The following is a 22,648-nucleotide window of genomic DNA, read 5'->3' as shown; positions in this document are numbered from 1 at the left end:
ACCACGCGCGCAGAGGAACAAGACCCCGCGCATTCAGCCGAACCCAAGGGCTGAAACCATCCATGATGCGTGAAGACCTCTCGGTTCGGCCTGATGAACCTTCAGTTCGCGTGAACTCTGAGAGATCAGCGGGTGCCACCGGAATACGGCAGAAACGGGCCGCGTGCTGAGGAAGTTGCTGGTTAGCGGCGGTCTCGGCGGCCGTCGGGCGGCCCGTACGGCCTTCGAGGCTGAGTGCAGAAATTGGCGGTAGCGACCTGTGACTTCTTCGCCTGTTAGTGATCGGTGATGAGGGCGTCCAGAGCGAAAGCTTTGTCGGCCTCGGTGGGTAGGGCGTAGCGGCGGGTGGTGTCGAGGGAGCCGTGGCCGAGGAGTTCGGCGACCAGGATGGGGTCTTTGCCATCGCGGATGAGCTGGGTGGCGAAGGTGTGGCGTAGGACGTGGGGGCCGAAGGGTTCGGTGGGGTCGTCGTGGATGCCGCAGGCTTCGCCGAGGCCGGTGATGATGTCGCGGGCGGCGCGGTCGGTCAGGCGGCCGCCGCGCTGGTTGAGGAACACTGCAGTGGTGTCGGCGCCTTTCCAGGTGGCGCGCGCCTGGAGCCAGTCGGTGAGGGCCTGGCGCAGGTCAGGGTGGACGGGCAGGTGGCGGATCTTGCCGCCGTCGCGCCCCTTGCCACGGACGCGTAGCTCGCCCTTGCGGGCCGACAGACGGACGTCGGCCAGGTCGAGGCCGACGACTTCGGAGATGCGCAGCCCGGCGAAGTAGGGCAGCAGTGCGATGGCCTTGTCGCGCGGGCCAGCGGTGAGCTGGACGTGGCGGACGAACCGGCGGGCGCGGCGGGTGTCGAGCGCGCGGGGCGCGGTACGGCGGGAGTCGCGTTCGCGCCGGGCCTGGGGTTTGCCGAGGCCGCGGCGGGTGTAGAAGTCGTCGATGGCCGACAGGTAGGTGTCGATGGTGTTGGGGGCGCGGCGGCCGTTCTTCAGGTGGCGGCGGAAGTCGCGCACGGCGCCGGTGGCGGCGATGGGGTTGGTAAGCGGGTCGCCGTCGAGCGCGCCGGCTTCGGCTTGGTCGGCTAGCCAGGCGAGGTAGCCGCGCAGCCGCGATTGGTACTTGGTCTTGCTGGAGTCGGCCAGCGGTGATCGCTCGAGCGCGGCGGCATAGTCGGTGAGGATCGCCGCGTAGCGGCCGGGGAGCGCGACCACTCGCGACCGGCTTGTGTTTCCAGAAGCTGTTCCGGGGCCCTGGGAGATCTCTGGCGTTGTGTTTCCGGAAGGCACTCCCGGAGTCTACTTCCGGAATTGAGTCATTCCGGAAGTGGCTTCCAGGCATGACTTGCGACTCAGTCAATTTATCTCTATATATAGATCGTATGAGTCGAAGATCTATGCAGGAACCGACGTTCCTGATCCTTACGGCGCTCGCGGCCGGGCCTCAGCACGGCTACGGCATCATCACGGACGTTGTGCAGATCTCGGGTGAGCGGATACGGCTGCAAGCCGGCACGCTGTACGCCGCGCTCGACCGTCTGCAGGGAGAGGGGCTGGTCGAGACCGACCGCGAGGAAGTCGTCGACGGCCGCGCGCGGCGTTACTACCGTCTCACCTCCGAGGGTGAAGCCCGGCTGGCCGTCGAAGCCGGGCACCTGCGTCGCAACGCCGACACTGCCGCCTCTCGTCTGCGCGGCGGACTACGCCCGGCGTTCAGCATGAAACCGGCGCCGCCTCGTTGGGAAGCAGGCCTCGCCACATCCTTCGGGAGCGCCACGTGAACTTAGAGGATCGTTACCGGCGGTTGCTGGCGTGGTATCCGAGGGAACACCGCGCGTTGCATGAGGAGGAAATGGTCGCGGTGCTCCTCGCGGCAGCCGCGACCGGCCGCGACCGGCCAAGCATCCGCGAGATGTTCGACCTGCTGCAAGGAGCCTTCGCCATCCGGTTGCGCCGTGCCGTGGGGCCCGTCTCCCGCCGGCACTGGCATGCCGCCTTCAACCTCGCGGCGCTCCTCGCACCGATCTGGCTGCTCATCACCGAGCTCGGCCGAGCCGCCGCCTACGCCGGACATGCGCTGCGAAACGCGGAAATGGGCCCCGGGATGGCGCTAAAAACACTCGCTATCGCCCTGCCTTACGGAGTCATCGCCTTCCTGGCATGGCGGAACTCGCGAATGGTCGCGGCCGCCGTGGCATGGGGCTGGACCGTGCTGTACGCCGGGCTCGTCGCCAGCCCGCCCGATCTTGGCCTTTCTCCCATCTACGTGATGTGGGACGGTGTGCTCCTCGTTGGGTCGGGATTCGAAAGCGTGGTGCGGTTCGTCTTGCCCGCCTGCCTGACCGCCGTGATGCTTACGTTCACTCCATCATCCGGTCCTGCGCCTTTGGGTGCCCGGCGGCTGGTCGGATGGACGGCCGTTATGCTCGCGGGCGTCGTGGCGAGTACTCAGATTCCCTTGCCATGGGCGGGCTACCTCCCCCTTCTCGTGTTCGCGGTGGCGGCGGTAGTGGCAGTGCGCTCCCCTGTAGGGCGGCGGGCCGTGTTCATCGTGTCGCCGCTCATGAGCGTCACCCTCGGCTGGCTGCGCTGGGTAGAGGATCCGGCGAACCTTCCGGTGGTGGCTGCGCTCTCGGTGGCGGTGTTGGCTGTCACGGCGTGGCTGGCCAGAACCGGCACCACCGCCTCAAGTCCGGCAAACGTCTAACGAGCGGTACGTAGGGATTGCGGGATGGACCTGAACATCCAGACTCTGTCCCCCCGGCCTCCGGCCCCCTTCACTGCACGCCTGAGATTCAGGTAGTCGGATCGACGGCCTGAAGTTCGGCAGTGGGTCGAAGGGGTCGGGCTGGCGGCGCAGGTCGCCAGTGACGTAGGCGCTGCCCGGACACACTTCCCGGAGCAGCGGCCGGGAGCCGGGCACGCAGCAGCGTAGGATCGGCCGACTCGTGGCAGGGCCGCAGACCCATGTCTATGCCAGCGCGAGGGGAGGCGTAGCGGCCCAAGAAGTTGTTATCTCGCAACCTCATGGAGCGAACAGGACGCGGGATTCGAGGTCGAGGTGGGTAGTGGGCTCCATCGCCGGCGGGGTGAGGTTGAGGATCCAGTTGCCGAACCGGCGGATGACGTGGGTGATGTAGGGCGAGACGGTAGCCAGGTCGTCAGGGTCGACGGGGCGGCCTTCGGCTGCGATGGCGTTGGCAGCGTCGGTGATGTCGCAAGCGGTGGAGTAGATCACACAGTTGGCGAGCAGCTCGTTGAACTTGATGATCTTCTCGTGATAGTCGGGGTCGTTGTGGCCGATCAGCTTGCCGCCGAACATGAGCCAGTCGGCGAAGCCGTGGAAGGCCTCGTTGCGGTTGGTGACCTGGGTGATCTGCTCACGCAGGTCTGGATCCGACAGATAGCGCAGCAGCGTGACGGTGCGCACCGCGCGGCCGAGTTCTCGAAAGGCCCGGTAGAGGCGGTTCTTGCGGGAGTTGTTGCCGAGCCTGCGCAGCAGGGTGACCGAGGAGATCCGATTCTGGCGGATGGAGATCGCGGTGCGCAGCAGGTCGCTCCAGTGAGTTTCGATCAGCCGCCAGTCGATCGCCTCGTCGCCGAACAGCGAGTCGATGTGCTCATAGCGGGTCTCGGCGGCGGGCCGGTAGAAGATCAGGTCGTGCCAGTTGCGGATGCGGGGCAGCAGATCGAACCCCAGGAGCGCGGCCAGGCCGAAGACCGGCAACGACTGGCCTTGCGTGTCTGCATGGATGGTGTCCGGCTGGATCTCCGAGGCGTTCTTCAGCAGGCCCTCGATGATGTAGACCGCCTCCCACACCCCACAGGGTATGAAGTGGCTGAACAAGGCGACGTAGGTGTTCGAGATGTGCCGGTACGCCAGACCTCCGTAGCCTCCGTACCGGATGTGGGACTCGGCGAGCAGGTTGTTCTCCCACGTCTCGACTTGGGAGCCGTCCGCGGCCACGGTCTTGCCGTCACCCCACACCGAGGCGATGTCGAGCTGGTTGAACGCGTTGATCACCGTGGTGGATGCTTTGGCGATCTTCTCGCAGGTGGCGTGCTTGTTCGCGGCCAGGGCAAGCTCAGCCGGGCTGACCTTGCCCCGCATGTGCGCGGCGACCTGGGCCGGACCGAGCAGGGTGCCGTAGGTGAACACCGTGAGCACATACCGGCCGAGCGCTTCCTTGATCTTCGGGTCGGAGCCGGAGGCAGGCCCGAAGTGATGGTGCCATCCCAGCCGGTAGGCGGTGCGGGTGAGGATGTCCAGCAGGTCGCGCTGCGGCAGCCGATCATGCACCGCCTCCTCCAGCTTGAGCGCCTCCGCGCTCCGCTCGGCACCTTTGCGGCGGCGCAGGACGGGCCGGCCGCCCTCCAGAACGAGGTCGGTGTTGCCCGGGTAGCCGGTGTCAACGCTCGCCGCGGTGTCGGCCAGGAGCTTCTTGTAGTGGCCGGTCAGCTCGCGGGCCTCGGTCGGCAGCCCGGCCTCGGTGCAGAACTCTTCGACCAGTGGCGCGCACTCCTCCCAGGACATGAGCTGGTCGTGCAGGTTGGCGTAGGAGTCCGACCCGGCCACCGCGATATCGCCTGATCGCAGCTCGGCGGCGAGGTAGGAGAACACGCACACCTCCAGATGCCGGCGCACCAGCATGCCCGGCCGGGCCGGATCCTTGAGGATCTTCCGCCACATCGCCGAGACGAACGCGTCGACGGCCACCGACAGTGTCACGGTCACCGGGGCACCATCGAGGCTTTGCCGCTGCACGGTGAGGCGTTCGGGGACGAAGGCGGAACGGGCGCCGCGCTGGGCCATCACGTACTCCACCGCGTCCAGAACGCTGCGTTCGGCGTTGGTCGACTCCAGGTCGATCGACTCCACCAGGGTGAACAACGCTGAGCGGTGCGAGCGGTAGTGCTGGTCCAGCAGCGGCAGGTAGTTGTTGCCGTGATGGGCTGAGACCGCCTCGTGCGCGGCCGCGAGCGCCTCCAGACCTCCGGCCTGGTCGAGGGCCTTGAGCACCAGCCGGCCCGCCCGCTCGGTCACCGCCTCCGGGTCATCGCCGCTGTCCGGTGTGCTCGCCGCGGCGTCGGCGCCATCCTCACTGCTCTGCCCGGCCCTGGGGGCCATGGCCTCGCGGACGCCGTCCAGGACGTCGCCGAACACGCCCAAGAGTCGTTCGGACTCGGCTCGGTGCATCTCCCGCAGCGTCTCCAGCTGCTCGCGGCCCTTCTTGTGGATCGCGGCCATCCGCTTGCAGAACATCGTCACCACGTCGTCGCGGACTCCGGTCCGTACCGTGTGCAGCAGGCTGACGATCAGGGTGAGCCGCTTGTCTTCATCCAGTACCTTGCGCAGGTCGGCGACGTCGGTCACCCGCGCTTCGCCCGCGAAATGCGCGATCTTCCCCGGCGGGATCGCCTCCAGCCACTTCTCCGTCGGCCCGAGCGCGTCCAGGTTCTGCAAGAACGCCAGGCGTGCCTTGAACTTGCCCAGGGACGCGGCCTGCGCCACGTCCTTCAGCCCGTCGTACTCGCTGCGCCGGGTGACCGGATCGACCACCAGCAGTCGGGCCAGCCTGGCACGAGAGACCGCATCAACCCGGCCCGCCACGAGCGTGAAGAAGCCGCGATTGACCTCGGTACGGATCTTCTTGGTCAGCTCGTCCAACGTCGTGTAACCGGGCAGCTCACACTGCGCCCGGACCAGCTCCTCCAACGCCACGTTGATCAAATCGGCCGGGTTGTCCTTCGCCTGCACCGCCTTGCGGATCGCCTCGGCCGCCACCGCCCGCACCCCGGCCGCGTCGTACACCACGCCCATGCGCTGGCGTACGAAGCTCCGATGCCGCTTGGCCGAGCGCTCCGCGGCATCGGTCAGCACGACTTGGTCTGCCAATCCGGTCACGCCGCGGATGTGCTCGGCCACCACCCCGGGAACGTCTACGAGCTTCGGGAAGTATCCCAGCCGCTGGTAGACCTTCAACCACACCAGCAGCGCCAGCAGATGCTGATCGTCCTGCGTCTTGCCACGCGCCCACTCCACCTCAGCCAGCGACGGCGTGAACACCTCCGCCAACTCCCGAGCAGACACCGCCCGCGCGAACCTCGGATAGGCCGTCCGATCGATCGACGCCACCCGAACCCCCGGAAACCGTCACCAATCAGCGCGAACCATCAGATCCTACGACCGGTGATCAAGCCCGAGGCCCGTTTCTGCCGTATTCCGGTGGCACCCGCTCGAGGCGCGCGTCCGGTGCGTATCGCCCAGGTGAGAAACGCGCGCAGGGAACGATGCTCGTGAGGTTTGTGAGTGGCGTGCCAGAGGTCGACGTCCACTTGGCTCAACCGGTCCAGCGGGCACTGGCGCCGTGCGAGCCAGAGGAGGAATTCATGGGCTCGGTTGAACTCGTGCGTCGCCAGGGGAACGGTGCTCGCGGTCAGCGGGTGGCGGGCGGCTCGTTCTCGGAGTCTGGCTAGCTGGTGCCAGGTCGCAGACCGCTGCAGGATCGGTAGGTGCTCGTGACCGGCGAGTTCGGCCAGGCGCCGTTGCAGCCAGCTTTCGACGTGCAGCAGGTGTTTGTCGACTGTCGGAAGCAGACGGCAGGACATCAGCAGGTCACGCAGATGCGCCGCGGTGCGCCAATCGGGATGTTCGTGGAACGCCTGGTGGCAGAGCGGCATGACTCCGGTCGCCAATGCGGTCAGCAGGTTCTGGACCTTCGTGCTTCTGAGCCAGGCCAGCCCGCTCTTCGCCCGCGGCATGTCGGTGAGTAGGTGATGCAGCGGGATGAGTGCGGGGCTGACGCGTCCGGTGCCGTCCTCGAGGAGTGTGTCGAGCCGGTCATGCAGGGTGCAGCGTTCGCAGAGGCGGCCGCCGAGAAGGTGGGCTTCAATGCCGCAACGAGCGCAGCGGAAGTCGCGGGTGATGCCTGAGCAATCCCGGCAGGTCGGTATGCCGTCGCGGCGGCCCGGCAGCAGCCGGTCGGCGCCGCAGCCGGGGCAGATGCCGTAGGTGCGCGCCGCCTTCTCGCAGCAGGTCCGGCAGATCAGCCCTTCCCAAGTGGCGGCCTTGGACGCCCGCCGGCCGCAACGGACGCACTCGCCCATGTGCCACCGCTCGTAGTTCTCTTGTGCACGGGATCTGCTCATTCCTGGGGCCGGATTCGGGCGCGCTTGGGCCGGATGGCCGCCAGATCGGTCACTGGGCCTCCGCCTTCACCGGTGGCGGTGCGGCGTGGCCTAGCGTCCTCGGCTCTGGTGGCGATGAGGTCGGCCGGGGTGCAGTCGAAGATGTCACAGAGTGCTGCCAGGACCGGGAGCGACAGGCGTTCGGGGCTTTGGGTGACCAGGCGCCAGATCTGCACCGACGACAGGGTGATGCTTCGGTCGGCCAGCGGCTGGGCGAGATCGGTGGCGTTGAACATCCCGTGGGCGGCCATGACCTCGCGCAGCCGCCATTGGTAGCTGACCTGGCGTTTCATCGGTTCTTCCTTCCGGTGCGCAGGGCCGCGTCGACCGTGCTCTCCATCGCCTTGCGCAGAGTGCGGGTGCGGAAGTCGGAGGAGACGCAGGTGTAGATCGAGGTGGTGGAGGCGTGTTCATGGCCGACCTGCTCCTGGACGAAGCGGGGATCCCAGCCGTCCTCGATCAGGTGGGTGACGTAGGAGCGGCGGAAGGAATGAAAGTCCAGGCCTTGATCGAGTCCCAGCGCGTCACGGTAGGTGGCGAAGCGGGTGTTCATCTGGGAGAACCCGATGCGCAGGCTGCGTTCGGAGGGCCAGAGTGCGAGCCCATGTGCGTGGGCGAAGGCCGGGCGGACCTCTTCGATCCACTGGGAGAGGATCTCCACGATCCAGTCCAGGCCGCCGACACCGTCGCGCGGGCCGACGGTCAGCACGCTGCGGCGCTTGGGTGGAGAGCCCTTCATGGCCTTGCCGAAGCGGACGTAACAGACCCCGAAATCGCCGAACATGCGAGCGTGAGGATTGGGGCCGAAGTCGACCAGGTCGAGCATCCGCGTCTCGCGCCGGCGCAGCCCGTAGGCGTAGGCGGTCTTGAACAAGGTGGCGTCTCGGAAGGCAGGCAGCCAGCCTTTGCGGCCGGCTCCGCTGATCCGCTCGACTTGCTCGTCGGCATGGTCGAAGAAAACTTGCAGTTCCTCGCGGGTGAACGCCCGCTTGGCCGGATCGGCTTCGGACTCCTGCAGATGGGTGGCGGTGTTCCACTCGTGGCAGACCTGGATGGGGTGCGTGCCGAACCGGCGCTCACATTCGGCGGCCCACCCATAGGCCGCGTCGGTGATGAAGGCGCAGAACGACCGAATAGCCTCAGCGTAATTGCGTAGGGTCGACTGCTTCAGATGACGGACCGCGCGCAGGTCACCGAGCCAGTCGTCGACCATTTTCGGCGTCCACTCCCATGGATGAGCGTCGGCATGACGGCTGAAAGCTCTCACCGCGTTCAGCCGTCCCTCGATCGTGGAGAAGGCGAGGTTGCGCGCCAGCTGCTGGTTGCGCCACCCGCCCAGCATGGCGTCGGCCACCTGCTCTTGCGGGCGCAGCAGCACCGTTCCAGCCACAAGCTGCAAGCTCGCCGATCCCGGTACTGCTCCGTCCCGGCTCACGCTTCGTCACCCTCCGTCCGGTTACATCAAACGAAGGAATCTTTCATCAGAAGTAATCGCCTGGCAAGTACGCAGGTGAGAACATCGATCATGACCACGCCCCTGACCCAGATGAGCGAGCGCGAGTACTTCGCCACCATCAGACGCCGCCCAGGGATGTTCGTCATCGGCGGTCGACTGGCAGGCCTGGAGGCCTTCCTTGAAGGCTATGACCAGCACGCCAAGCGCCACGGTGGACCCGGCCTGCAGGGATGGACAGAATGGCTCATCGCCCGCCGTGGTGAGACCTGCAGTCACCACTGGTCAGGACAGGTGCGCCACATCGCTCTCGCCACCTGGGACCACTGGGAGCTCTCCGCCGATCAGGAAGAACTTGTCATCGACACCCTGTTCAACCTCCTCGACGAGTACCTCGCCGAACGCGAGGCGGCTTCCACTCCCTGATCGCAATCCCAGCCGGGCGGCAGGCGACGTGTCAGGTGATCGGAGATTCCACCAGCTGCAATAGCGACTAGTTGGAGTCTGAGTGCAGAAATTGGCGCTAGGTATGTGATCTTCGTTTCGCGCTCAGGCGGCGGAGGCTCCGCGTCAGCGCGGGGCGGCGAGGACGCAGAACTCGTTGCCCTCGGGGTCGGCGAGGACGACCCACGAGACGTCGCCCTGGCCGACGTCGGCGAGCGTCGCGCCGAGGGTCTGCAAGCGGGCCACCTCCGCCGCCTGATCGTCACCGCCGTACGGCAGCAGGTCGAGATGGACACGGTTCCATACGGTGTTCACGCCGGGCGTTGTGCGGAGGAACTCGAGATACGGCCCGACACCCTTGGCGGAGCGCAGCCGCGCGTGATCGTCGGTCACCTCGTGCACGGTCCAGTCCGTCGCCTCGCCCCAGAACCGGGCCATGGCCCGCGGGTCGGCGCAGTCGACCACCACCGCGGCGATCGGCCCGGTATCCCGGTAGATCTCCCGGGGCTCCAGCACGCAGAACACGTTGCCCTCCGGGTCGGCCAGAACCGTCCACGGGACGTCGCCCTGGCCCACATCGGCGGGGGTCGCGCCGAGCCCCTTCAGGCGCTCGACCAACTCCGCCTGATGGGCCGCGGAGGTGGTCGCGAGATCGAGGTGCACACGGTACTTCACCGTTTCCGGGTCCGGGACGGTGACGATGTCGACGCAGACGGCGGCGGGATCCGGCCAGACGAAGCCCACGGGTTCGACATTGGTCACACCGGGTCCCTCGCTGGAGACACCCCAGCCGAGTGCCTCGGCCCAGAACCGGCCGAGCGCCGAGTCATCCCGGGCCTTGAAATTCACCTGAACGAGCCGTAGCGCCATGCCGCCTAGCCTATGCCCAACCGATCAACCTGGACGAACCACGCACCTCCCGCTCAACTCGCAGGTGGAGGGCTTCATCGAGCGGCCTCGGACGGGGGCGGAGGCGGTGACGAGCACTGGCACGGCCGGTCCTCGGTGCGGTGGTGTTCATGCGGCGCGCCGGGCGCCGGGGATGGCGGCGAGGAGTTCGCGGGTGTACGGGTCCTGGGGGTGGTCGAAGATCTGCCGGGGGGTACCGCTTTCCACGATCTTCCCGTGTCGCATGACGTGAACATGGTGGGAGATCATGTGGACGACGGCGAGGTCGTGGCTGATGAACAGGTAGCTGAGGCCGAGTTCCCGCTGGAGTTCGGCGAGCAGTTCCAGGATCTGCGCCTGGACGAGCACGTCGAGCGCTGAGACGGCCTCGTCCAGCACGACGAGTTCGGGGGATAGGGCGAGGGCTCTGGCGATGGCGACGCGCTGGCGTTGCCCGCCGGACAACTCGTGTGGCAGCCGTCCGGCGGTGGTGGAAGGCAGTGACACCTGGTCGAGCAGGCGGGCGCACATCTGCCTGCGCTCGGCCTTGGTCCCGACGCGGTGCACGCGCAGCGGCTCGGTGATGGATTCCTCGACGGTGTAGCGGGGATCGAGTGAGGCGTAGGGATTCTGGAAGACCGGCTGGACGCGGCGGCGGAAGGCGAACAGTTCGCGCCGGCCGAGGGAGGCCAGGTCGGTGCCGTCGAACAGGATGTGTCCGGAGGTGGCGTCGTCCAGGCCGAGCAGCAGGTTGGCCGTGGTGGACTTGCCGGAGCCGGATTCGCCGACGATGGAGACGGTGCGGCCCCGCGGGATGGTGAAGGCGATGCCGTCGACGGCGGTGAATCGTGTGGCGGCACCGGTGCGGGCGGCGCGCAGGGTGAAGACTTTCCGCAGGTCCCGGACGTCGACCAGGGCCCGGCCGGTGGCGGGTGGGTTCGGTTCGGTGCGGTCGCGTGCGGACATCGGGCCGCCGGCAGGGCCGGTCGCCGGTTCCGGGGTGCCGCCGGCGGGGGAGGGGGCGGGGTCGGGCGGGGCGACCAGGGTGCTGGAGGTCAGGCTGGGTACGGCGTCGAGCAGACGCCGGGTGTATTCGTGCCGCGGCCGGGTGAGCAGTTCGGCGGCGTCGCCGGTCTCGACGATCTCGCCTCGGTACATGACCACGACCGTGTCGGCGCGTTCGGCGGCCAGGGCGAGGTCGTGGGTGATGAGGAGGACGGCCGTGCCCATCTCGGTGGTGAGACGTTCGAGCTGGTCGAGAATGCGCCGTTGCACGGTGACGTCGAGGGCGGAGGTCGGTTCGTCGGCGATGAGCAGTTTGGGACGGCAGGCCAGGCCCATGGCGATGAGGGCGCGCTGGCGCATGCCCCCGGAGAACTCGTGGGGGTACTGCTCGGCGCGCCGGGCGGGGTCGGGGATGCCGACCATTTCCAGCAGCTCGGTCACACGGGCGCGGGCGTGCTTGCCGGTGACGCGGCCGTGCACTTCCAGGGCTTCGGCGATCTGGTCGCCGATGCGCATGAGCGGGTTCAGGTTGGACATGGGGTCCTGGGGGACCAGGCCGATGCCGGCGCCCCGGATGGCGAGCATCTCCCGCTCGCGGGCCTTGACGAGGTCGCGCCCGTCGAAGAGCACCTCGCCGCCGGTGATGCGGCCGTTGTCGGGCAGGAGCCGGTTGACCGCGGCGGCGGTGGTGGATTTGCCGGAGCCGGATTCGCCGACGACGGCCACGGTCTGGCCGGGCAGGATGTCCAGCGAGACGTCTTTGACGGCGGCGACGTCCCGGCCGCCGGCGCGGAACGTCACCGACAGGTTGCGGATGGCCAGAAGGGGACTGGGGCTGGTCATGGTCACCTCGGTGGTCTCGGATACGGCCCGGCGGGGCGGGGGCTGGGGCGGGGTCACCCTCGGGTGTGGCGGATGTGGGCGGCGGTGACCGTCAGCAGTTCCTGCCAGAGCGCGTCGCCGGGGACGGGGTCGCCGTCCACCAGGAGACGGTTCGCGGCCAGGGCGAGGGCGATGCCGTGTCCGGGGACGAAGCCGACGGCGCATCCGACGTAGCCGGGATGGCCGAGCACGGTGAGGGTCCGGCCGGCGACCCGCAGGGGGTAGCGGCGGAACCCGAGGGCCTGCTGGTCGTCGGGGCCGGCTGCGAAGAACTCCTCGGCGATCTCCGGTCGTACCAGCTGGTCGTGTTCGCGGTAGCGGGACAGCGTTTCGGCGTATCGCAGCAGGTCGGGGACGGTGGAGAACAGTCCGGCGTGGCCGCTGGTCCCGCCGAGGGCGTGGAAGGCGTTGCCGTCGGCGACCTGCCCGTGTACGGAGTGGCGGCGCCAGCGGGTGAAGTCGGCGCTGCGGTGGGGGACGGGATACGGGTGCCCCGTGTCCAGCATGGTCATCTCGATGCGGTCGTCGAAGGCGCCGGTGGCGACGTCGTCCCCGGCGGGGGCGGCGTACCGGGTCGCGTGGAGGCCGAAGGGGATGGTGACCAGTTCGGCGATCGCCTGGTCGAGTTCGACGCCGCAGGCGGTGGCGATGACGCGGCCCAGGAGGATGAAGCCGAGGTCGGAGTAGTGGCGCTCGGTGCGGGGCCGGTAGCGGGGTGGGAGTTCCTCGGCGAAGCGGTGGGCCGCCTCGGGGTCGTCGGCGGCGATGTAGAGCGGGTGCCATTCCCACAGTCCTGCACGGTGCAGCAGCAGGTCACGGACGGTGACGTCGTCGCGTCCGTGGCCGGCGAAGCGGGGCAGGTGCCGGTGTACCCGCGTGTCCAGGTCGACGAGCCCGTCGGAGACCAGGCGCATCAACGCCGTCGTGGTGGCGATGATCTTGGTGACGGAGGCGAGGTCGTGGTGGGTGCCGAGCGTCATGCGATCGACGCCCACCCTCTGGCCGTCCTGCCGGCGCACGGTGCGGTGCCCGGCGCAGCCGGCCAGGTCGAACCAGGGGGTGCGCGCGGCCAGGACGACGCCGGCCGGCGGGCGCACCTGGGGCGGGGAACCGGGCGGTGCGCCGCTGACCAGGCGCCGGGCCGCTGAGTCGAAGGGGTTCACGTGCGCCGGCCGGGGTGGAGGGTCTTCACCAGGCGCAGTTCGGGCTCACCGAACTCTGCCTGGACGCGGGTGGTCCCGTCGGGTGCCCAGCCCTGGCTGCGGTAGAAGCCGATCGAGGGGGCGTTGTCGGCGAACACCCACAGCGAGGCCCGCGAGGCGCCGGCGGTGGCGAGGGCGTCCTGGGCGCCGCGCAGCAGCCGGGCGCCCAGGCCGCCCCCCTGGGCGTCGGGGTGCACGTACAGCGAGTACACGGTGCCGTCGCCGTGTTCGTCCAGGCCGTACCGTGTGATGCCGAGAACGGAGGGGGCGTCTCCCCCGGAACGGACGGCGACGATCTCGGACGGGCCGCTCTCGGCGAGCACGCGTGCCCACAGTTCCCGAGCCCGCCCCGGGGTCATGGCGGCCACCAGTGAAGCGGGCATGACACCCGTGTAGCTGCGATGCCAGCAGGCCAGGAAGACCTCGACGACACCGTCCAGGTCGGCGAGGGTCGCCGGCCGCAGGGTTATGTCGTGCCCTTCCGGCCGGCGCCGGGTGAGGGTGAGGGCGCGGGGCGGTTCGGTGCGCGCGGCCGGCAGGGTGAGCGGCCCCCCGCCGGGGGTGAGGGTGCCGAGCATGCGTGGAGCGCGGGCGCCGGTGCCGGCGGGTACGGCGCCGGGCAGGCCGTGCATGGTGTGCCAGCCGATGAGGGCGAAGGCGATCGCCTCCTTGTCGTCGGCGGGTGCGCCGTAGGCGTCGGAGAAGGTGACGGTGACGCCCGGCAGGGCGCGGCGCAGGCCGTCCATGAGCACAGGGTTGCGGGATCCGCCGCCGGAGGCGACGAGCAGGTCGGCGCCGGCGGCGGTGACCTCGCGTGCGACGGTTCGCACGGTGAGTTCGGTGAGGGTGGCGACGAGGTCGGCGTCGCCGGGCCGCAGGCCGGCCTTGGCGATGACGTCGTCGAGGTAGGCGAGGTTGAAATGTTCTTTGCCGGTGCTCTTGGGGGCGGGCAGCCGGTAGTAGGGGTCGTCGAGCAGCACGTCCAGGAGGCGCTGGTCGAGGGTGCCGGCGGCGGCGATGCGGCCGTCCTCGTCGAATCCGCGGGGGTTGAGGCCGCGGCTGGTGACGACGGCGTCGACGAGCGCGCCGGCGGGGCCGATGTCGTAGGCGACCAGGTCGTCCGGGCCGCGTACGACGGTCATGTTGGAGATCCCGCCGAGGTTGAGCGCGGCGGCGGTGCTGGGGTGGGCGGCGAGCAGGAGGGCGTCGAGCAGGCTGACCAGCGGGGCGCCGTGCCCGCCGGCGGTGATGTCGCGGATGCGGACGTCGGACAGCACGGGGGTCCGGGTGCGTTCGGCGATCCAGGCGGGCTGGCCGATCTGCAGGGTGCCCAGGGCGTGGGCGCCTTCGACCCAGTGGTAGACGGTCTGGCCGTGGGAGACGATCAGGTCGACCGGGCCGGCCTGCTGGATCGCCGTGGCGGCGGCCTGGGCGAAGCTCTGGCCGATGAGGGTGTCCAGTTCGCACACTTCGGCGAGGGTGGTGGCCGCGGGGGGAAGCGCTTTGACCAGGCGGGCGCGCAGCGCGGGCGGGTAGGGGGTGGTCGCGGTGTGTTCGACGACCCCGGTGAGAGTGTCACCGGTCGGGGCGAAGTCGACCAGCGCCACGTCGATGCCGTCGTGGGAGGTTCCGGAAATCATGCCGAGGATTCTCATGATCGCTCTCCGAGTGCTGCCCGCAGTTCGCCGCCGTTCGCGGCCAGGCGGGCCACGGCGTCCTGCGGGCTCAGGCCGAGTCTGAGTTGCTGCCCAGGGCCGTGATGGCTTCCTCACGGCCGGCGCCGGTGATGGCGCGCATGATGCGGATCGCCCGTTCGCGCAGCTTCTGGTTGCCGGCTTTGACGTCCACCATCAGGTTGCCGTATGTCTTGCCCAGTTGCACCATGACGACGGTCGAGAACATGTTGAGCACCATTTTCTGGGCGGTGCCGGCCTTGAGGCGGGTGCTGCCGCTGACCACTTCGGGGCCGACCAGCACCTCGATGGCGTGGTCGGCGGCGCGGCTGAGCGGGGTGCCGGCGTTGCACGACAGGCCCACGGTGAGGGCGCCGCGGCGGCGGGCGCGGCGGATCGCCGACAGCACGAAGGGGGTCCGGCCGCTGGAGGTGATGCCGACCACGGTGTCCAGCGGGCCGATGGCGGCGGCGTCGATCGCGGCGACGGCGGCGTCGGCGTCGTCCTCGGCCCCCTCCGAGGAGGAGGCGATCGCTTCCGGGCCGCCCGCGACGATCGCGAAGACCTGTCCGGGTGGGGTGCCGTAGGTGGGCGGGCACTCGGAGGCGTCGAGCACGCCGAGCCGTCCGGGGGTGCCCGCGCCGACGTAGACCAGGCGGCCGCCGGCTTTCATGCGTTCGGCGGTGGCCTCGAGGGCGCTGGAGATCTCCGGCAGCGCGCGGCCGACGGCGGCGGGGACGCCGGCGTCGGCGGCGTTCATGGTGGCGGCCAGCTCGGCCACCGTCATGGTGTCGATGTGGGCGTAACGGGGGTCGGCGGTCTCGGTGGTGAGGTCGCCGAGTCCGGCGGGGTCGCGGGGGTCGGCGGTCAACGCGTGCCTCGGTTTCTGGGATCGAGACTGTCGCGCAGCCCGTCGCCGAGCAGGTTGAGCCCCACGACGAACAGCACGACGACGACGCCCGGGGCGATCAGGGTCCACGGGGCGATCTGGATGAGGGTGCGGGCTTCGAAGATCATGGAGCCGAGTGAGGGGGCGGGCGGTGGCGTGCCCAGGCCGAGGAAGCTGAGCGAGGCCTCGGTGAGGACCGCCCACGACAGCGACAGCGCCACCTGGATGACGATGATCGAGGTGATGTTCGGCAGCACGTGCCGGAACATGATCGACATGCGGGTCTGGCCGGTGCTGGTGGCGGCCCTGACGTACTCGATCTCGCGCAGCGACAGGACGGGGCCGCGAGTGACGCGGATGAAGATGGGCACATAGACGATCGCGATGGCCAGGGCGACGGTGAACCAGTCGCGGTCGAACACCGACACCAGCGACAGGGCCAGCAGCAGCGGCGGGAAGGCGAACAGCACGTTGGTCACCGCGCCGACGACGCCGTCGGCGACGCCCCGGTAGAAGCCCGCCACCAGCCCGCACAGGGTGCCGGCCACGGCGGCGAAGGCCACGGCGACGACCGAGATGAGCGCCGAGCTCGCCACGCCGGCGGCGACGCGGGAGAACACGTCGCGGCCGAACTGGTCGGTGCCGAGCAGGTGCCGCCCGGAGGGGGCGAGCAGCCGCGCGGGAGGGTTCTGCGCGATCGGGTCGTAGGGAAGCAGGTGGAGGAATGACGCCAAGGAGAGCAGCGTCAGCGCCGCCACGATGAGCAGGCCGATCAGGCCGGTGCGGCTGCCGAGCAGCACCCGCAGGCGGTTGGAGGCGGCTGGGCCGTGCGGGGCGGTGTTCATGAGGCGCGCACCCGGGGGTCGATCACCCGGTAGAGGGCGTCGGTCACCACGTTGACGATCACGAACGCCAGCGCGATCACCAAGACGGTGCTCTGCACGACCGCGTACTCCTTCTGCTGGATGCCGAGCAGCACCTGCCGGCCGATACCGGGGATGGAGAAGATCTGCTCGACGACGACGGCGCCGCCGAGCAGGTAGCCGAACTGCAGGCCGGTCATGGTGACGATGGGCACCAGGGCGTTGCCGAGCACGTGCCGCACCTGCAGGCGGCGAGGCGGGACGCCTTTGGCGCGGGCGGTGCGGACGAAGTCCTCCGACCGGACCTCCAGGATGGCGGTCCGGGTGGTGCGGAGGATGGGGGCCGCGATGCCGAAGCCGAGCACGAGCGCGGGCATGAGCATCTGTTCCAGGTTGAGCAGCGGATCCTGGGTGAGGGGGGCGAACCCCTGGCCGTTGGGGTTGAACCCGAGGGAGGAGGCGGCGACCGACAGCAGGGCGGTGGCGAGCAGGAAGGCGGGAATGGACAGGCCGGCGAGACTGACCAGCTGGCCGAGGGCGTCGCGGGCGGAGTCGCGTCTGGACGCCGCCAGCGTGCCGAGCGGGACGCCGATCAGCAGGGCCAGGATGATCGACAGCATGGCCAGTTCGAAGGTGACGGGCAGCGAGCGCAGGGTGAGGTCGAGCACGCTTTGCTGGGCGCGGGCCGAGTAGCCGAGGTTGCCGGTGGCGAGGTTGCCCAGCCAGGAGAAGAACTGGGTGAACAGCGGCTGGTCGAGCCCGTAGTAGCGCTGGAGGGCTTCTTGCTGGGCGGGGGTGAGCGCGGCCGCCTCGGTGCCCAGGTTGGCGGTGATCTGGTTGCCGGGGATGGCGCGGAGCATGACGAACACCACGACGGCCACTCCGAGGAGCGTGCCGGCGATGCTCACCACGCGCCGCGCGAGGCGGTTGTGGAGGATTGTCTGCAGCATGTCTGGTTCCTCACCGGCCCGTAAGGGGGGCTAGTTGACGGTCGTGGTGCGCAGGTACTGCAGGGAGCCGTTGGCCATGGGCGTGAAGCCGTGGACGCCGGTGGTGGTGGCGGTGTAGGTGTAGCCGGTGAACAGCCAGATCCACGGCGCATTGTCCTCCAGTTGCGCCGACACCTTGTCGTAGATCGTCTTGCGCTGGGCCTGGTCGGTCGTGGCCTTGCCGGCGGCGAAGAGCCGGTCGAGCTCGGGGGAGCTGTAGCCGGCGACCTTGTTGAGGTTGCCGGTGCTGGTGAAGTAACGGCTGTACATGCCGTCGGGGTCGGGGCGGCCGCCGTTGAGGGCGACGGCGGCGTCGAAGTCCCCGGCGATCCACCGGTCGACGAACGCGCCGGACTCCAGCACCTCCAGAGCGAGGTTGATCTTGGCTTCGGCGAGTTGCGCCTTGAGGTTCTGCGCCTCGTTGACGGAGGTCGCGTATTCGCCCTGGGAGACGATCGTCTTGATCGTCACGCCGCTGCTCTTGCCGGCCTTGGCCAGGTATTGGGCGGCTTTGGCCAGGTCGCGGGTGGGGCAGGGCCGCCGGGCGGGGTCGGATTTGAAGGCCGGGGCGGTGATCGGGCCGGTGACGGTGCCCTCGCCCAGGGCGGCGGTGTCCAGCACCTGCTTGCGGTCGACGGCGCACTGGACGGCCAGGCGGACGTTGAGGTCGGCCAGGTCGCCGTGGCGTCCGTTCAGCTGCAGGACGTGGTAGCTGAGCTGCGGGGTCTTGGCGACGGCGAGACCGCCGGACTCCGCGGTCCTGGCGACCAGGGAGTCGTCGAAGACGGCGAGTTGCACGTTGCCCGACTGCATGGCCGAGACGATGGAGGACTCGTCGGGGATCACCCGGAACTCCACGGCGGCGAGGCTCGGCTTCTCGGAGCCCCAGTAGGTGTCGTTCCTGGCCAGGGTGAGCGACTGGCTGGGGACGCGGGTCTTGAGGGTGAACGGCCCGGTGCCGTTGGGCTTGGTGTTGAGGGCGGCCTCGGTGTCGTCGGAGGAGAGCATGGCCATGTTGACCGTGGCGAGGTTGGCCGGCAGCGCGGCGTCGGGCGTGGTGAGGTGCAGGACGACGGTGTGGGAGTCGGGCGCGTCGACCGACTTCACCGACGCCAGCGAGGCGCTGGCCACGGCGGCGGTGGCCTCATCCTTGATCTTGTCGAGGGAGAACTTGACGTCCTTGGAGTCGAAGGCGCTGCCGTCGGCGAACTTCACGCCGTCGCGCAGGGTGAAGGTGAGGGTCCGGCCGTCCTTGGCGGTCTTCCACGAGGTGGCGAGCCCGGGGACGACGGTGAGGTCCTTGTCGAACTCGGTGAGGGTGCCGTAGATGTTCTGCAGCACGTTGACCGCCTGGAACTGGGTGGCCTTCCAGGGGAACAGCGTGTCGGGGTCGGAGGTCACGCCGACGACCAGGGTGCCGCCGCCTGCGCCGCCGGCCGCGGGCTTGGCTGGTTGCGGCGCGGCCGAGCATCCGGCGAGGGTGAGGCAGGCGGTCAGGCCCATGGCCGAGACGACGCCGGGAATCGAGCGCGATGTGCGCCACATAAGGTCTCCCTCGAGCGACTTCGGTGCTGCGCTGCCGGCGCGCGAAGTCGCGCGGTCCCCAGGAAGCACCGGGATCCAAAGTGGGCATAAAAGTACACCTGTTACTCGGTTTTGTGTACTTTCATTACCTAGGCGGGGTCCCGCACGGCGCACGAGCTGCACGAGCTGAGGAGTAGATATGAGCGGAGGCGGGGCCGACGTGTCCGGTGCGGAGGCGGGGACGGTGCTCATCCGCATACGTTCGGCGATGCCCTGGTTACGACCGGCGGAGAAGCGGATCGCGCAGACCTTCCTCGATTCGCCCGCCCAGGCGGCCAACCTGTCGATCGCGCAGGTCGCGGCCGTGTGCGACACCTCCACCACCTCGGTGGTGCGCTTCTACAAGCGCATGGGCTACGCGCACTACAAGGACTTCCAGATCGACCTGACCCGGGAGGTGACCCGGGAGGAGATTGCGACCTCCGACCTGACGGAGATGTCCGGGGACATCGACCGCAACGACACCCTGGAGGAGATCGTGGCGAAGGTGGCGATGAACGAGAAGCTGTCCATCGCCGACACCGCGCGCACGCTGGACACCCACGCACTCGGCCGGGCGGTCGCCCTGGTGCGCGCCGCCCGGCGGGTCGACAGCTTCGGGGCCGGCGCCGGCTCACTGGTCGGGCTGGACCTGCAGCAGAAGCTGACCCGCATCGGCAGCACCGTGATCAACTGGCCCGACCCGCACTCGGCCTGGACGTCGGCGGCCACTCTGGACGAGCACTGCGTCGCCGTCGCCATCTCCCACAGCGGCGCCACCGTCGACACCGTGCACTTCCTCACCGTCGCCCGCAAGGCGGGAGCGGCGACCATCGCGATCACCAACTTCCCCCGATCCCCGCTGGCCGCCGCCGCCGACGTGGTGCTGACCACCGCCGCACGGGAGACACGGTTCCGCTCCGGCGCGTTCGGCAGCCGCATCGCCCAGCTCATGGTCGTCGACTGCCTGTTCACCGCCGTCGCCCAAGCCTCCTACGACGAATCGATGAACGCGCTGCGCAGCACCTACACCGTGGTCCACACCCGCGACCCGCAGATGAGCCCACCCGGCGCGCCCTGAGGTCAGCGGACGAGGCGAAAGAAGGCGCGAAGCTCCTCGACGAAGAGTTCGGGTTGCTCGAACGCGGCGAAGTGACCGCCCTTGTCGGGCTCGTTCCAGTGGCGGATGTCGGTGAAGCGCTTCTCGGCCCACCGCCGGGAGGGGCGGGGGTTCTCCTTGGGGAAGATCGAGCATCCGGTCGGGACGGTCACCAGGTCCGTCGTCTCGGCGGTGAAGAGCCGCTGGACCTGTTTGAAGCTCTCCCAGTAGAGGCGGGCGGCGGACGCGCCGGTCCCGGGCAGCCAGTAGAACATGAGGTTGTCGAGGAGTTCGTCGCGGGTGAGCGCGTTCTCGGGGTGGCCGTCGCAGTCGGTCCAGGAGCGGAACTTCTCGATGATCCAGGCGCACAGCAGCGATGGGGAGTCGACGAGCCCGTATCCGATGGTCTGCGGCCTGGTGGACTGTTCCAGCGAGTACCCGTCCTCCCACCGCTGGGCCTCCTCCAGCGAGGACAGGGCGGCCCGCTCCGCGCCGGTGAGGTCGCCGAACGTCGCCGGGTCCGGGGCCGCGAGCGGCGGGGTGAGGTGGATGCCGGCCACGTGGCCCGGATCGTTCCGGCCGATCAGGGTGGTGATGGTGGTGCCCCAGTCGGCGCCCTGCGCACCGTAGCGCTCGTAGCCCAGGCGCGCCATGAGCCGGATCCAGGCGTCGGCGATCCGTTCGACGCCCCAGCCGCGGCGGGCCGGTTTGTCGCTGAATCCGTAGCCGGGCAGCGACGGGCAGACGACGTGGAACGCGTCGCGGGCGTCGCCGCCGTACGCCGTCGGGTCGGTGAGTGGTCCGATGACCTTGAGGAACTCCACGATAGAACCCGGCCAGCCGTGGGTGAGGATGAGCGGCAGCGCGTCCTCGTGCGGCGAGCGGGCGTGGAGGAAGTGGATCCCAAGCCCGTCGATGGACGTCCGGAACTGCGGCAGGGCGTTCAGGCGTCGCTCGGTGGCCCGCCAGTCGTAGTCCTCGGCCCAGTACCGGCACAGCTCGCGCAGGTAGCCCAGTGGGACGCCCTGCGACCAGTCCTCGACGGTCTCCTCCTCCGGCCACCGCGTGCGCGTCAGGCGTTCCCGCAGGTCGTCCAGTACGGACTCGGAGACGTCGAGATGGAAAGGGGTCACATCGTCGGTCATGCCGCCCTCCTCGTCGGAGCGTCGGTGGTGAACATGTGCTCGGCGTCCGCGCGGCCGGGAGGAGCGCCTGCTGGGGAGCGATTCGATCGTCCCGAGGTCCGGTCGTCGCCTCCGCACAGCGCCCCCTTTGAATAAACTCGTGCAACGAGCATAAAGGAGGGGAGGTTACGCATGGCAAGCCCCGGAAGCCGACCGTGGTCCGTGCGTGCCAGGGATGTCCGCTGGCGCGGCGCGCTCGCGGTGCTCGACCAGATGCGCCGGGAGCCGGGCGTGACCAGGGCCGCCGTTGCGCGCCGGCTCGGTCTCAGCACCGGCTCGGCCACCGAGATCACCGCCCGGTTGCGCGACCTGTGCCTTCTCGCCGAGACTCCTGTCGCCACGGCGAGCCGAGGGCGTCGGACGACCGTGCTCACCCCTCATCCGGACGGTCCCGTCGTGATCGCCGTGGACCTGCGGCAGGAGGACTGGCGGTGCGCGGTCGCGCCGCTCGACGGGAGGCCCGGCATCGCGGAAACCGGCACTCACCGAAGCCGTGATCCCGCGCATGTGGTCGGCACGGTCGCCCAGGCGGTGCGTCGCCTCCACCACCGGCTCGGAGAACGCGTCCGGGCGGTCTCCGTGGCGATCGCCGCGACCGTGCGGCACGGCAGCGTCGTCCAGTCCTCCGCGCTCGGCTGGGACGCGGTGGATCTGACAGCGCTGGCGGCCGATCCGCGCATGCCGCTGCTGATCGGCAACGACGCGACCCTCGCGGGACTCGCCGAGGCCCGGCAGGGCGCCGCCGCCGGAGCCACGACCGTCCTGCACATCACCGTGGAGGTGGGCGTCGGCGGCACCCTGGTCGTCGACGGCCGGCCGGTGGACGGCGCGACAGGCGCCGGCGGGGAGTTCGGTCACCTTCCATTCGGCGATCACGGCCTGCGCTGCCCCTGCGGCGCGCGGGGCTGCTGGGACCTCATGGTCGACGGCCGCGCCATCGCCCGCCATCTCGGCGAGCCCCCGCCCCGCGACCCCCGCACGTACGCGGAGCAGGCCCTCACCCGCATCCCGGCGGATCCGGCCGTCCGGGCGGCCGTCGGCCACACCGCGACCGGACTGGCCCGTGGCCTCGCCGGGCTGATCAACGCCCTCGACCCCGCCGTCGTCACACTGGGCGCCCTCGCGGAGTCACTCCGGGCCGCCGCCGAGCCGGAGTTCGCCGCCGCCCTGGCCGACGGCCTCATGCGCTTCCGCCGCCCGCACCCACCTCCCGTCGTCGCCGCCGCCCTTGGCCGCGACGGGGCACTGTACGGGGCGGTGGTGACCGCGCTCGACCACTTCCTCACCGAAGAGGGCCTCACCGCCTGGGCGGCCCTCGGCTCTCCTGCATAGCGTCGCG

Annotated in this window: 19 protein-coding genes; 5 read left to right on the top strand and 14 right to left on the bottom strand. The window is 69.5% G+C overall.

Translation table 11 applies throughout. From position 1 onward, the window contains the following. Nucleotides 1–275 precede the first annotated feature (275 nt). Nucleotides 276–1,202 carry a tyrosine-type recombinase/integrase gene (locus KIK05_RS44405; RefSeq protein WP_214416956.1) on the bottom strand — a complete coding sequence of 309 codons (927 nt, stop codon included), beginning with the start codon at nucleotides 1,200–1,202 and terminating at the stop codon, nucleotides 276–278. 182 nt (nucleotides 1,203–1,384) lie between these two features. Here KIK05_RS44405 and KIK05_RS44400 point away from each other — a divergent pair, with 182 nt between their 5' ends. Together KIK05_RS44400 and KIK05_RS44395 are read left to right on the top strand one after the other, a co-directional pair. After that, entirely contained in the window at nucleotides 1,385–1,768 is a 384-nt protein-coding gene (locus KIK05_RS44400; protein ID WP_214416955.1) for a PadR family transcriptional regulator, read from the top strand. Next, nucleotides 1,765–2,694, top strand: a complete 930-nt coding sequence (locus KIK05_RS44395; RefSeq protein ID WP_214416954.1) for a hypothetical protein — start codon at nucleotides 1,765–1,767, stop codon at nucleotides 2,692–2,694. The genes KIK05_RS44400 and KIK05_RS44395 overlap by 4 nt, the downstream gene beginning before the upstream one ends. A gap of 318 nt (nucleotides 2,695–3,012) precedes the next feature. Here KIK05_RS44395 and KIK05_RS44390 read toward each other — a convergent pair whose 3' ends face one another. Genes KIK05_RS44390 through KIK05_RS44375 form a run of 4 tightly spaced genes read right to left on the bottom strand, consistent with a single transcriptional unit; the run spans nucleotide 3,013 to nucleotide 8,565 of the window. Then, nucleotides 3,013–6,123, bottom strand: a complete 3,111-nt coding sequence (locus KIK05_RS44390) for a Tn3 family transposase (protein WP_308250407.1) — start codon at nucleotides 6,121–6,123, stop codon at nucleotides 3,013–3,015. Nucleotides 6,124–6,161: 38 nt separating this feature from the next. Further along, a complete protein-coding gene (locus KIK05_RS44385) occupies nucleotides 6,162–7,094 on the bottom strand; it encodes a hypothetical protein (RefSeq protein ID WP_214416952.1) in 933 nt (310 codons plus the stop codon). 38 nt (nucleotides 7,095–7,132) lie between these two features. Then, a complete protein-coding gene (locus KIK05_RS44380) occupies nucleotides 7,133–7,468 on the bottom strand; it encodes a helix-turn-helix domain-containing protein (RefSeq protein ID WP_214416951.1) in 336 nt (111 codons plus the stop codon). Continuing rightward, on the bottom strand, nucleotides 7,465–8,565 hold the full coding sequence (locus KIK05_RS44375) for a tyrosine-type recombinase/integrase (RefSeq protein ID WP_308250406.1): 1,101 nt from the start codon (nucleotides 8,563–8,565) through the stop codon (nucleotides 7,465–7,467). Before KIK05_RS44375 ends, KIK05_RS44380 begins: the two co-directional genes overlap by 4 nt. Before the next feature lie 135 nt (nucleotides 8,566–8,700). Here KIK05_RS44375 and KIK05_RS44370 point away from each other — a divergent pair, with 135 nt between their 5' ends. Then, nucleotides 8,701–9,054 carry a hypothetical protein gene (locus KIK05_RS44370; RefSeq protein WP_214416950.1) on the top strand — a complete coding sequence of 118 codons (354 nt, stop codon included), beginning with the start codon at nucleotides 8,701–8,703 and terminating at the stop codon, nucleotides 9,052–9,054. 144 nt (nucleotides 9,055–9,198) lie between these two features. Here KIK05_RS44370 and KIK05_RS44365 read toward each other — a convergent pair whose 3' ends face one another. The 8 genes from KIK05_RS44365 to KIK05_RS44330 all read right to left on the bottom strand — a co-directional run bounded on the left by KIK05_RS44365 (nucleotide 9,199) and on the right by KIK05_RS44330 (nucleotide 19,008). Further along, nucleotides 9,199–9,942 carry a VOC family protein gene (locus KIK05_RS44365; RefSeq protein ID WP_214416949.1) on the bottom strand — a complete coding sequence of 248 codons (744 nt, stop codon included), beginning with the start codon at nucleotides 9,940–9,942 and terminating at the stop codon, nucleotides 9,199–9,201. A 147-nt stretch (nucleotides 9,943–10,089) separates the two neighbouring features. Then, nucleotides 10,090–11,808, bottom strand: a complete 1,719-nt coding sequence (locus KIK05_RS44360; RefSeq protein ID WP_214416948.1) for an ABC transporter ATP-binding protein — start codon at nucleotides 11,806–11,808, stop codon at nucleotides 10,090–10,092. 53 nt (nucleotides 11,809–11,861) lie between these two features. After that, nucleotides 11,862–13,010: a serine hydrolase domain-containing protein gene (locus tag KIK05_RS44355; RefSeq protein ID WP_214416947.1), complete on the bottom strand. Its 1,149-nt coding sequence runs from the start codon at nucleotides 13,008–13,010 to the stop codon at nucleotides 11,862–11,864. Beyond that, the gene (locus KIK05_RS44350) at nucleotides 13,007–14,689 is read right to left on the bottom strand and encodes an anhydro-N-acetylmuramic acid kinase (RefSeq protein WP_250564484.1); all 1,683 of its coding nucleotides are present in this window, start codon (nucleotides 14,687–14,689) and stop codon (nucleotides 13,007–13,009) included. The genes KIK05_RS44355 and KIK05_RS44350 overlap by 4 nt, the downstream gene beginning before the upstream one ends. Before the next feature lie 85 nt (nucleotides 14,690–14,774). Next, complete coding sequence (gene murQ, locus KIK05_RS44345; RefSeq protein ID WP_214416945.1) at nucleotides 14,775–15,593, bottom strand: N-acetylmuramic acid 6-phosphate etherase; 819 nt, start codon at nucleotides 15,591–15,593, stop codon at nucleotides 14,775–14,777. Further along, nucleotides 15,590–16,456 (bottom strand): ABC transporter permease, encoded by an 867-nt coding sequence (locus tag KIK05_RS44340; protein ID WP_214416944.1) that lies wholly within the window; start codon nucleotides 16,454–16,456, stop codon nucleotides 15,590–15,592. Before KIK05_RS44340 ends, murQ begins: the two co-directional genes overlap by 4 nt. Then, on the bottom strand, nucleotides 16,453–17,424 hold the full coding sequence (locus KIK05_RS44335) for an ABC transporter permease (protein WP_250564483.1): 972 nt from the start codon (nucleotides 17,422–17,424) through the stop codon (nucleotides 16,453–16,455). Before KIK05_RS44335 ends, KIK05_RS44340 begins: the two co-directional genes overlap by 4 nt. 30 nt (nucleotides 17,425–17,454) lie before the next feature. After that, a complete protein-coding gene (locus KIK05_RS44330; RefSeq protein ID WP_250564482.1) occupies nucleotides 17,455–19,008 on the bottom strand; it encodes an ABC transporter substrate-binding protein in 1,554 nt (517 codons plus the stop codon). Nucleotides 19,009–19,186: 178 nt separating this feature from the next. On the opposite strand from KIK05_RS44330, the gene KIK05_RS44325 reads away from it, so the two are divergent. Further along, nucleotides 19,187–20,107: a MurR/RpiR family transcriptional regulator gene (locus KIK05_RS44325; RefSeq protein WP_214416943.1), complete on the top strand. Its 921-nt coding sequence runs from the start codon at nucleotides 19,187–19,189 to the stop codon at nucleotides 20,105–20,107. Between the two features lie 2 nt (nucleotides 20,108–20,109). Here KIK05_RS44325 and KIK05_RS44320 read toward each other — a convergent pair whose 3' ends face one another. Then, a complete protein-coding gene (locus tag KIK05_RS44320) occupies nucleotides 20,110–21,270 on the bottom strand; it encodes an epoxide hydrolase family protein (RefSeq protein ID WP_214416942.1) in 1,161 nt (386 codons plus the stop codon). A gap of 201 nt (nucleotides 21,271–21,471) precedes the next feature. Between KIK05_RS44320 and KIK05_RS44315 the strand changes: the two genes are divergently transcribed. Further along, nucleotides 21,472–22,641, top strand: a complete 1,170-nt coding sequence (locus tag KIK05_RS44315; RefSeq protein ID WP_214416941.1) for an ROK family protein — start codon at nucleotides 21,472–21,474, stop codon at nucleotides 22,639–22,641. The last annotated feature ends 7 nt before the right edge of the window (nucleotides 22,642–22,648 follow it).

This window comes from Sphaerisporangium fuscum (genome assembly GCF_018531465.1).
Lineage (GTDB): Bacteria > Actinomycetota > Actinomycetes > Streptosporangiales > Streptosporangiaceae > Sphaerisporangium > Sphaerisporangium fuscum.
This window is presented reverse-complemented; position numbering and strand designations above follow the sequence as displayed.

Excerpts from the sequence above, each read along its gene's own strand:
- KIK05_RS44400 (WP_214416955.1), top strand. The coding sequence starts at position 1,385 with ATGCAGGAACCGACGTTCCTGATCCTTACGGCGCTCGCGGCCGGGCCT.
- KIK05_RS44385 (WP_214416952.1), bottom strand. The coding sequence starts at position 7,094 with ATGGGCGAGTGCGTCCGTTGCGGCCGGCGGGCGTCCAAGGCCGCCACT.
- KIK05_RS44380 (WP_214416951.1), bottom strand. The coding sequence starts at position 7,468 with ATGAAACGCCAGGTCAGCTACCAATGGCGGCTGCGCGAGGTCATGGCC.
- KIK05_RS44370 (WP_214416950.1), top strand. The coding sequence starts at position 8,701 with ATGACCACGCCCCTGACCCAGATGAGCGAGCGCGAGTACTTCGCCACC.
- KIK05_RS44365 (WP_214416949.1), bottom strand. The coding sequence starts at position 9,942 with ATGGCGCTACGGCTCGTTCAGGTGAATTTCAAGGCCCGGGATGACTCG.
- KIK05_RS44360 (WP_214416948.1), bottom strand. The coding sequence starts at position 11,808 with ATGACCAGCCCCAGTCCCCTTCTGGCCATCCGCAACCTGTCGGTGACG.
- KIK05_RS44350 (WP_250564484.1), bottom strand. The coding sequence starts at position 14,689 with ATGATTTCCGGAACCTCCCACGACGGCATCGACGTGGCGCTGGTCGAC.
- KIK05_RS44340 (WP_214416944.1), bottom strand. The coding sequence starts at position 16,456 with ATGAACACCGCCCCGCACGGCCCAGCCGCCTCCAACCGCCTGCGGGTG.
- KIK05_RS44335 (WP_250564483.1), bottom strand. The coding sequence starts at position 17,424 with ATGCTGCAGACAATCCTCCACAACCGCCTCGCGCGGCGCGTGGTGAGC.
- KIK05_RS44330 (WP_250564482.1), bottom strand. The coding sequence starts at position 19,008 with ATGTGGCGCACATCGCGCTCGATTCCCGGCGTCGTCTCGGCCATGGGC.
- KIK05_RS44325 (WP_214416943.1), top strand. The coding sequence starts at position 19,187 with ATGAGCGGAGGCGGGGCCGACGTGTCCGGTGCGGAGGCGGGGACGGTG.
- KIK05_RS44320 (WP_214416942.1), bottom strand. The coding sequence starts at position 21,270 with ATGACCGACGATGTGACCCCTTTCCATCTCGACGTCTCCGAGTCCGTA.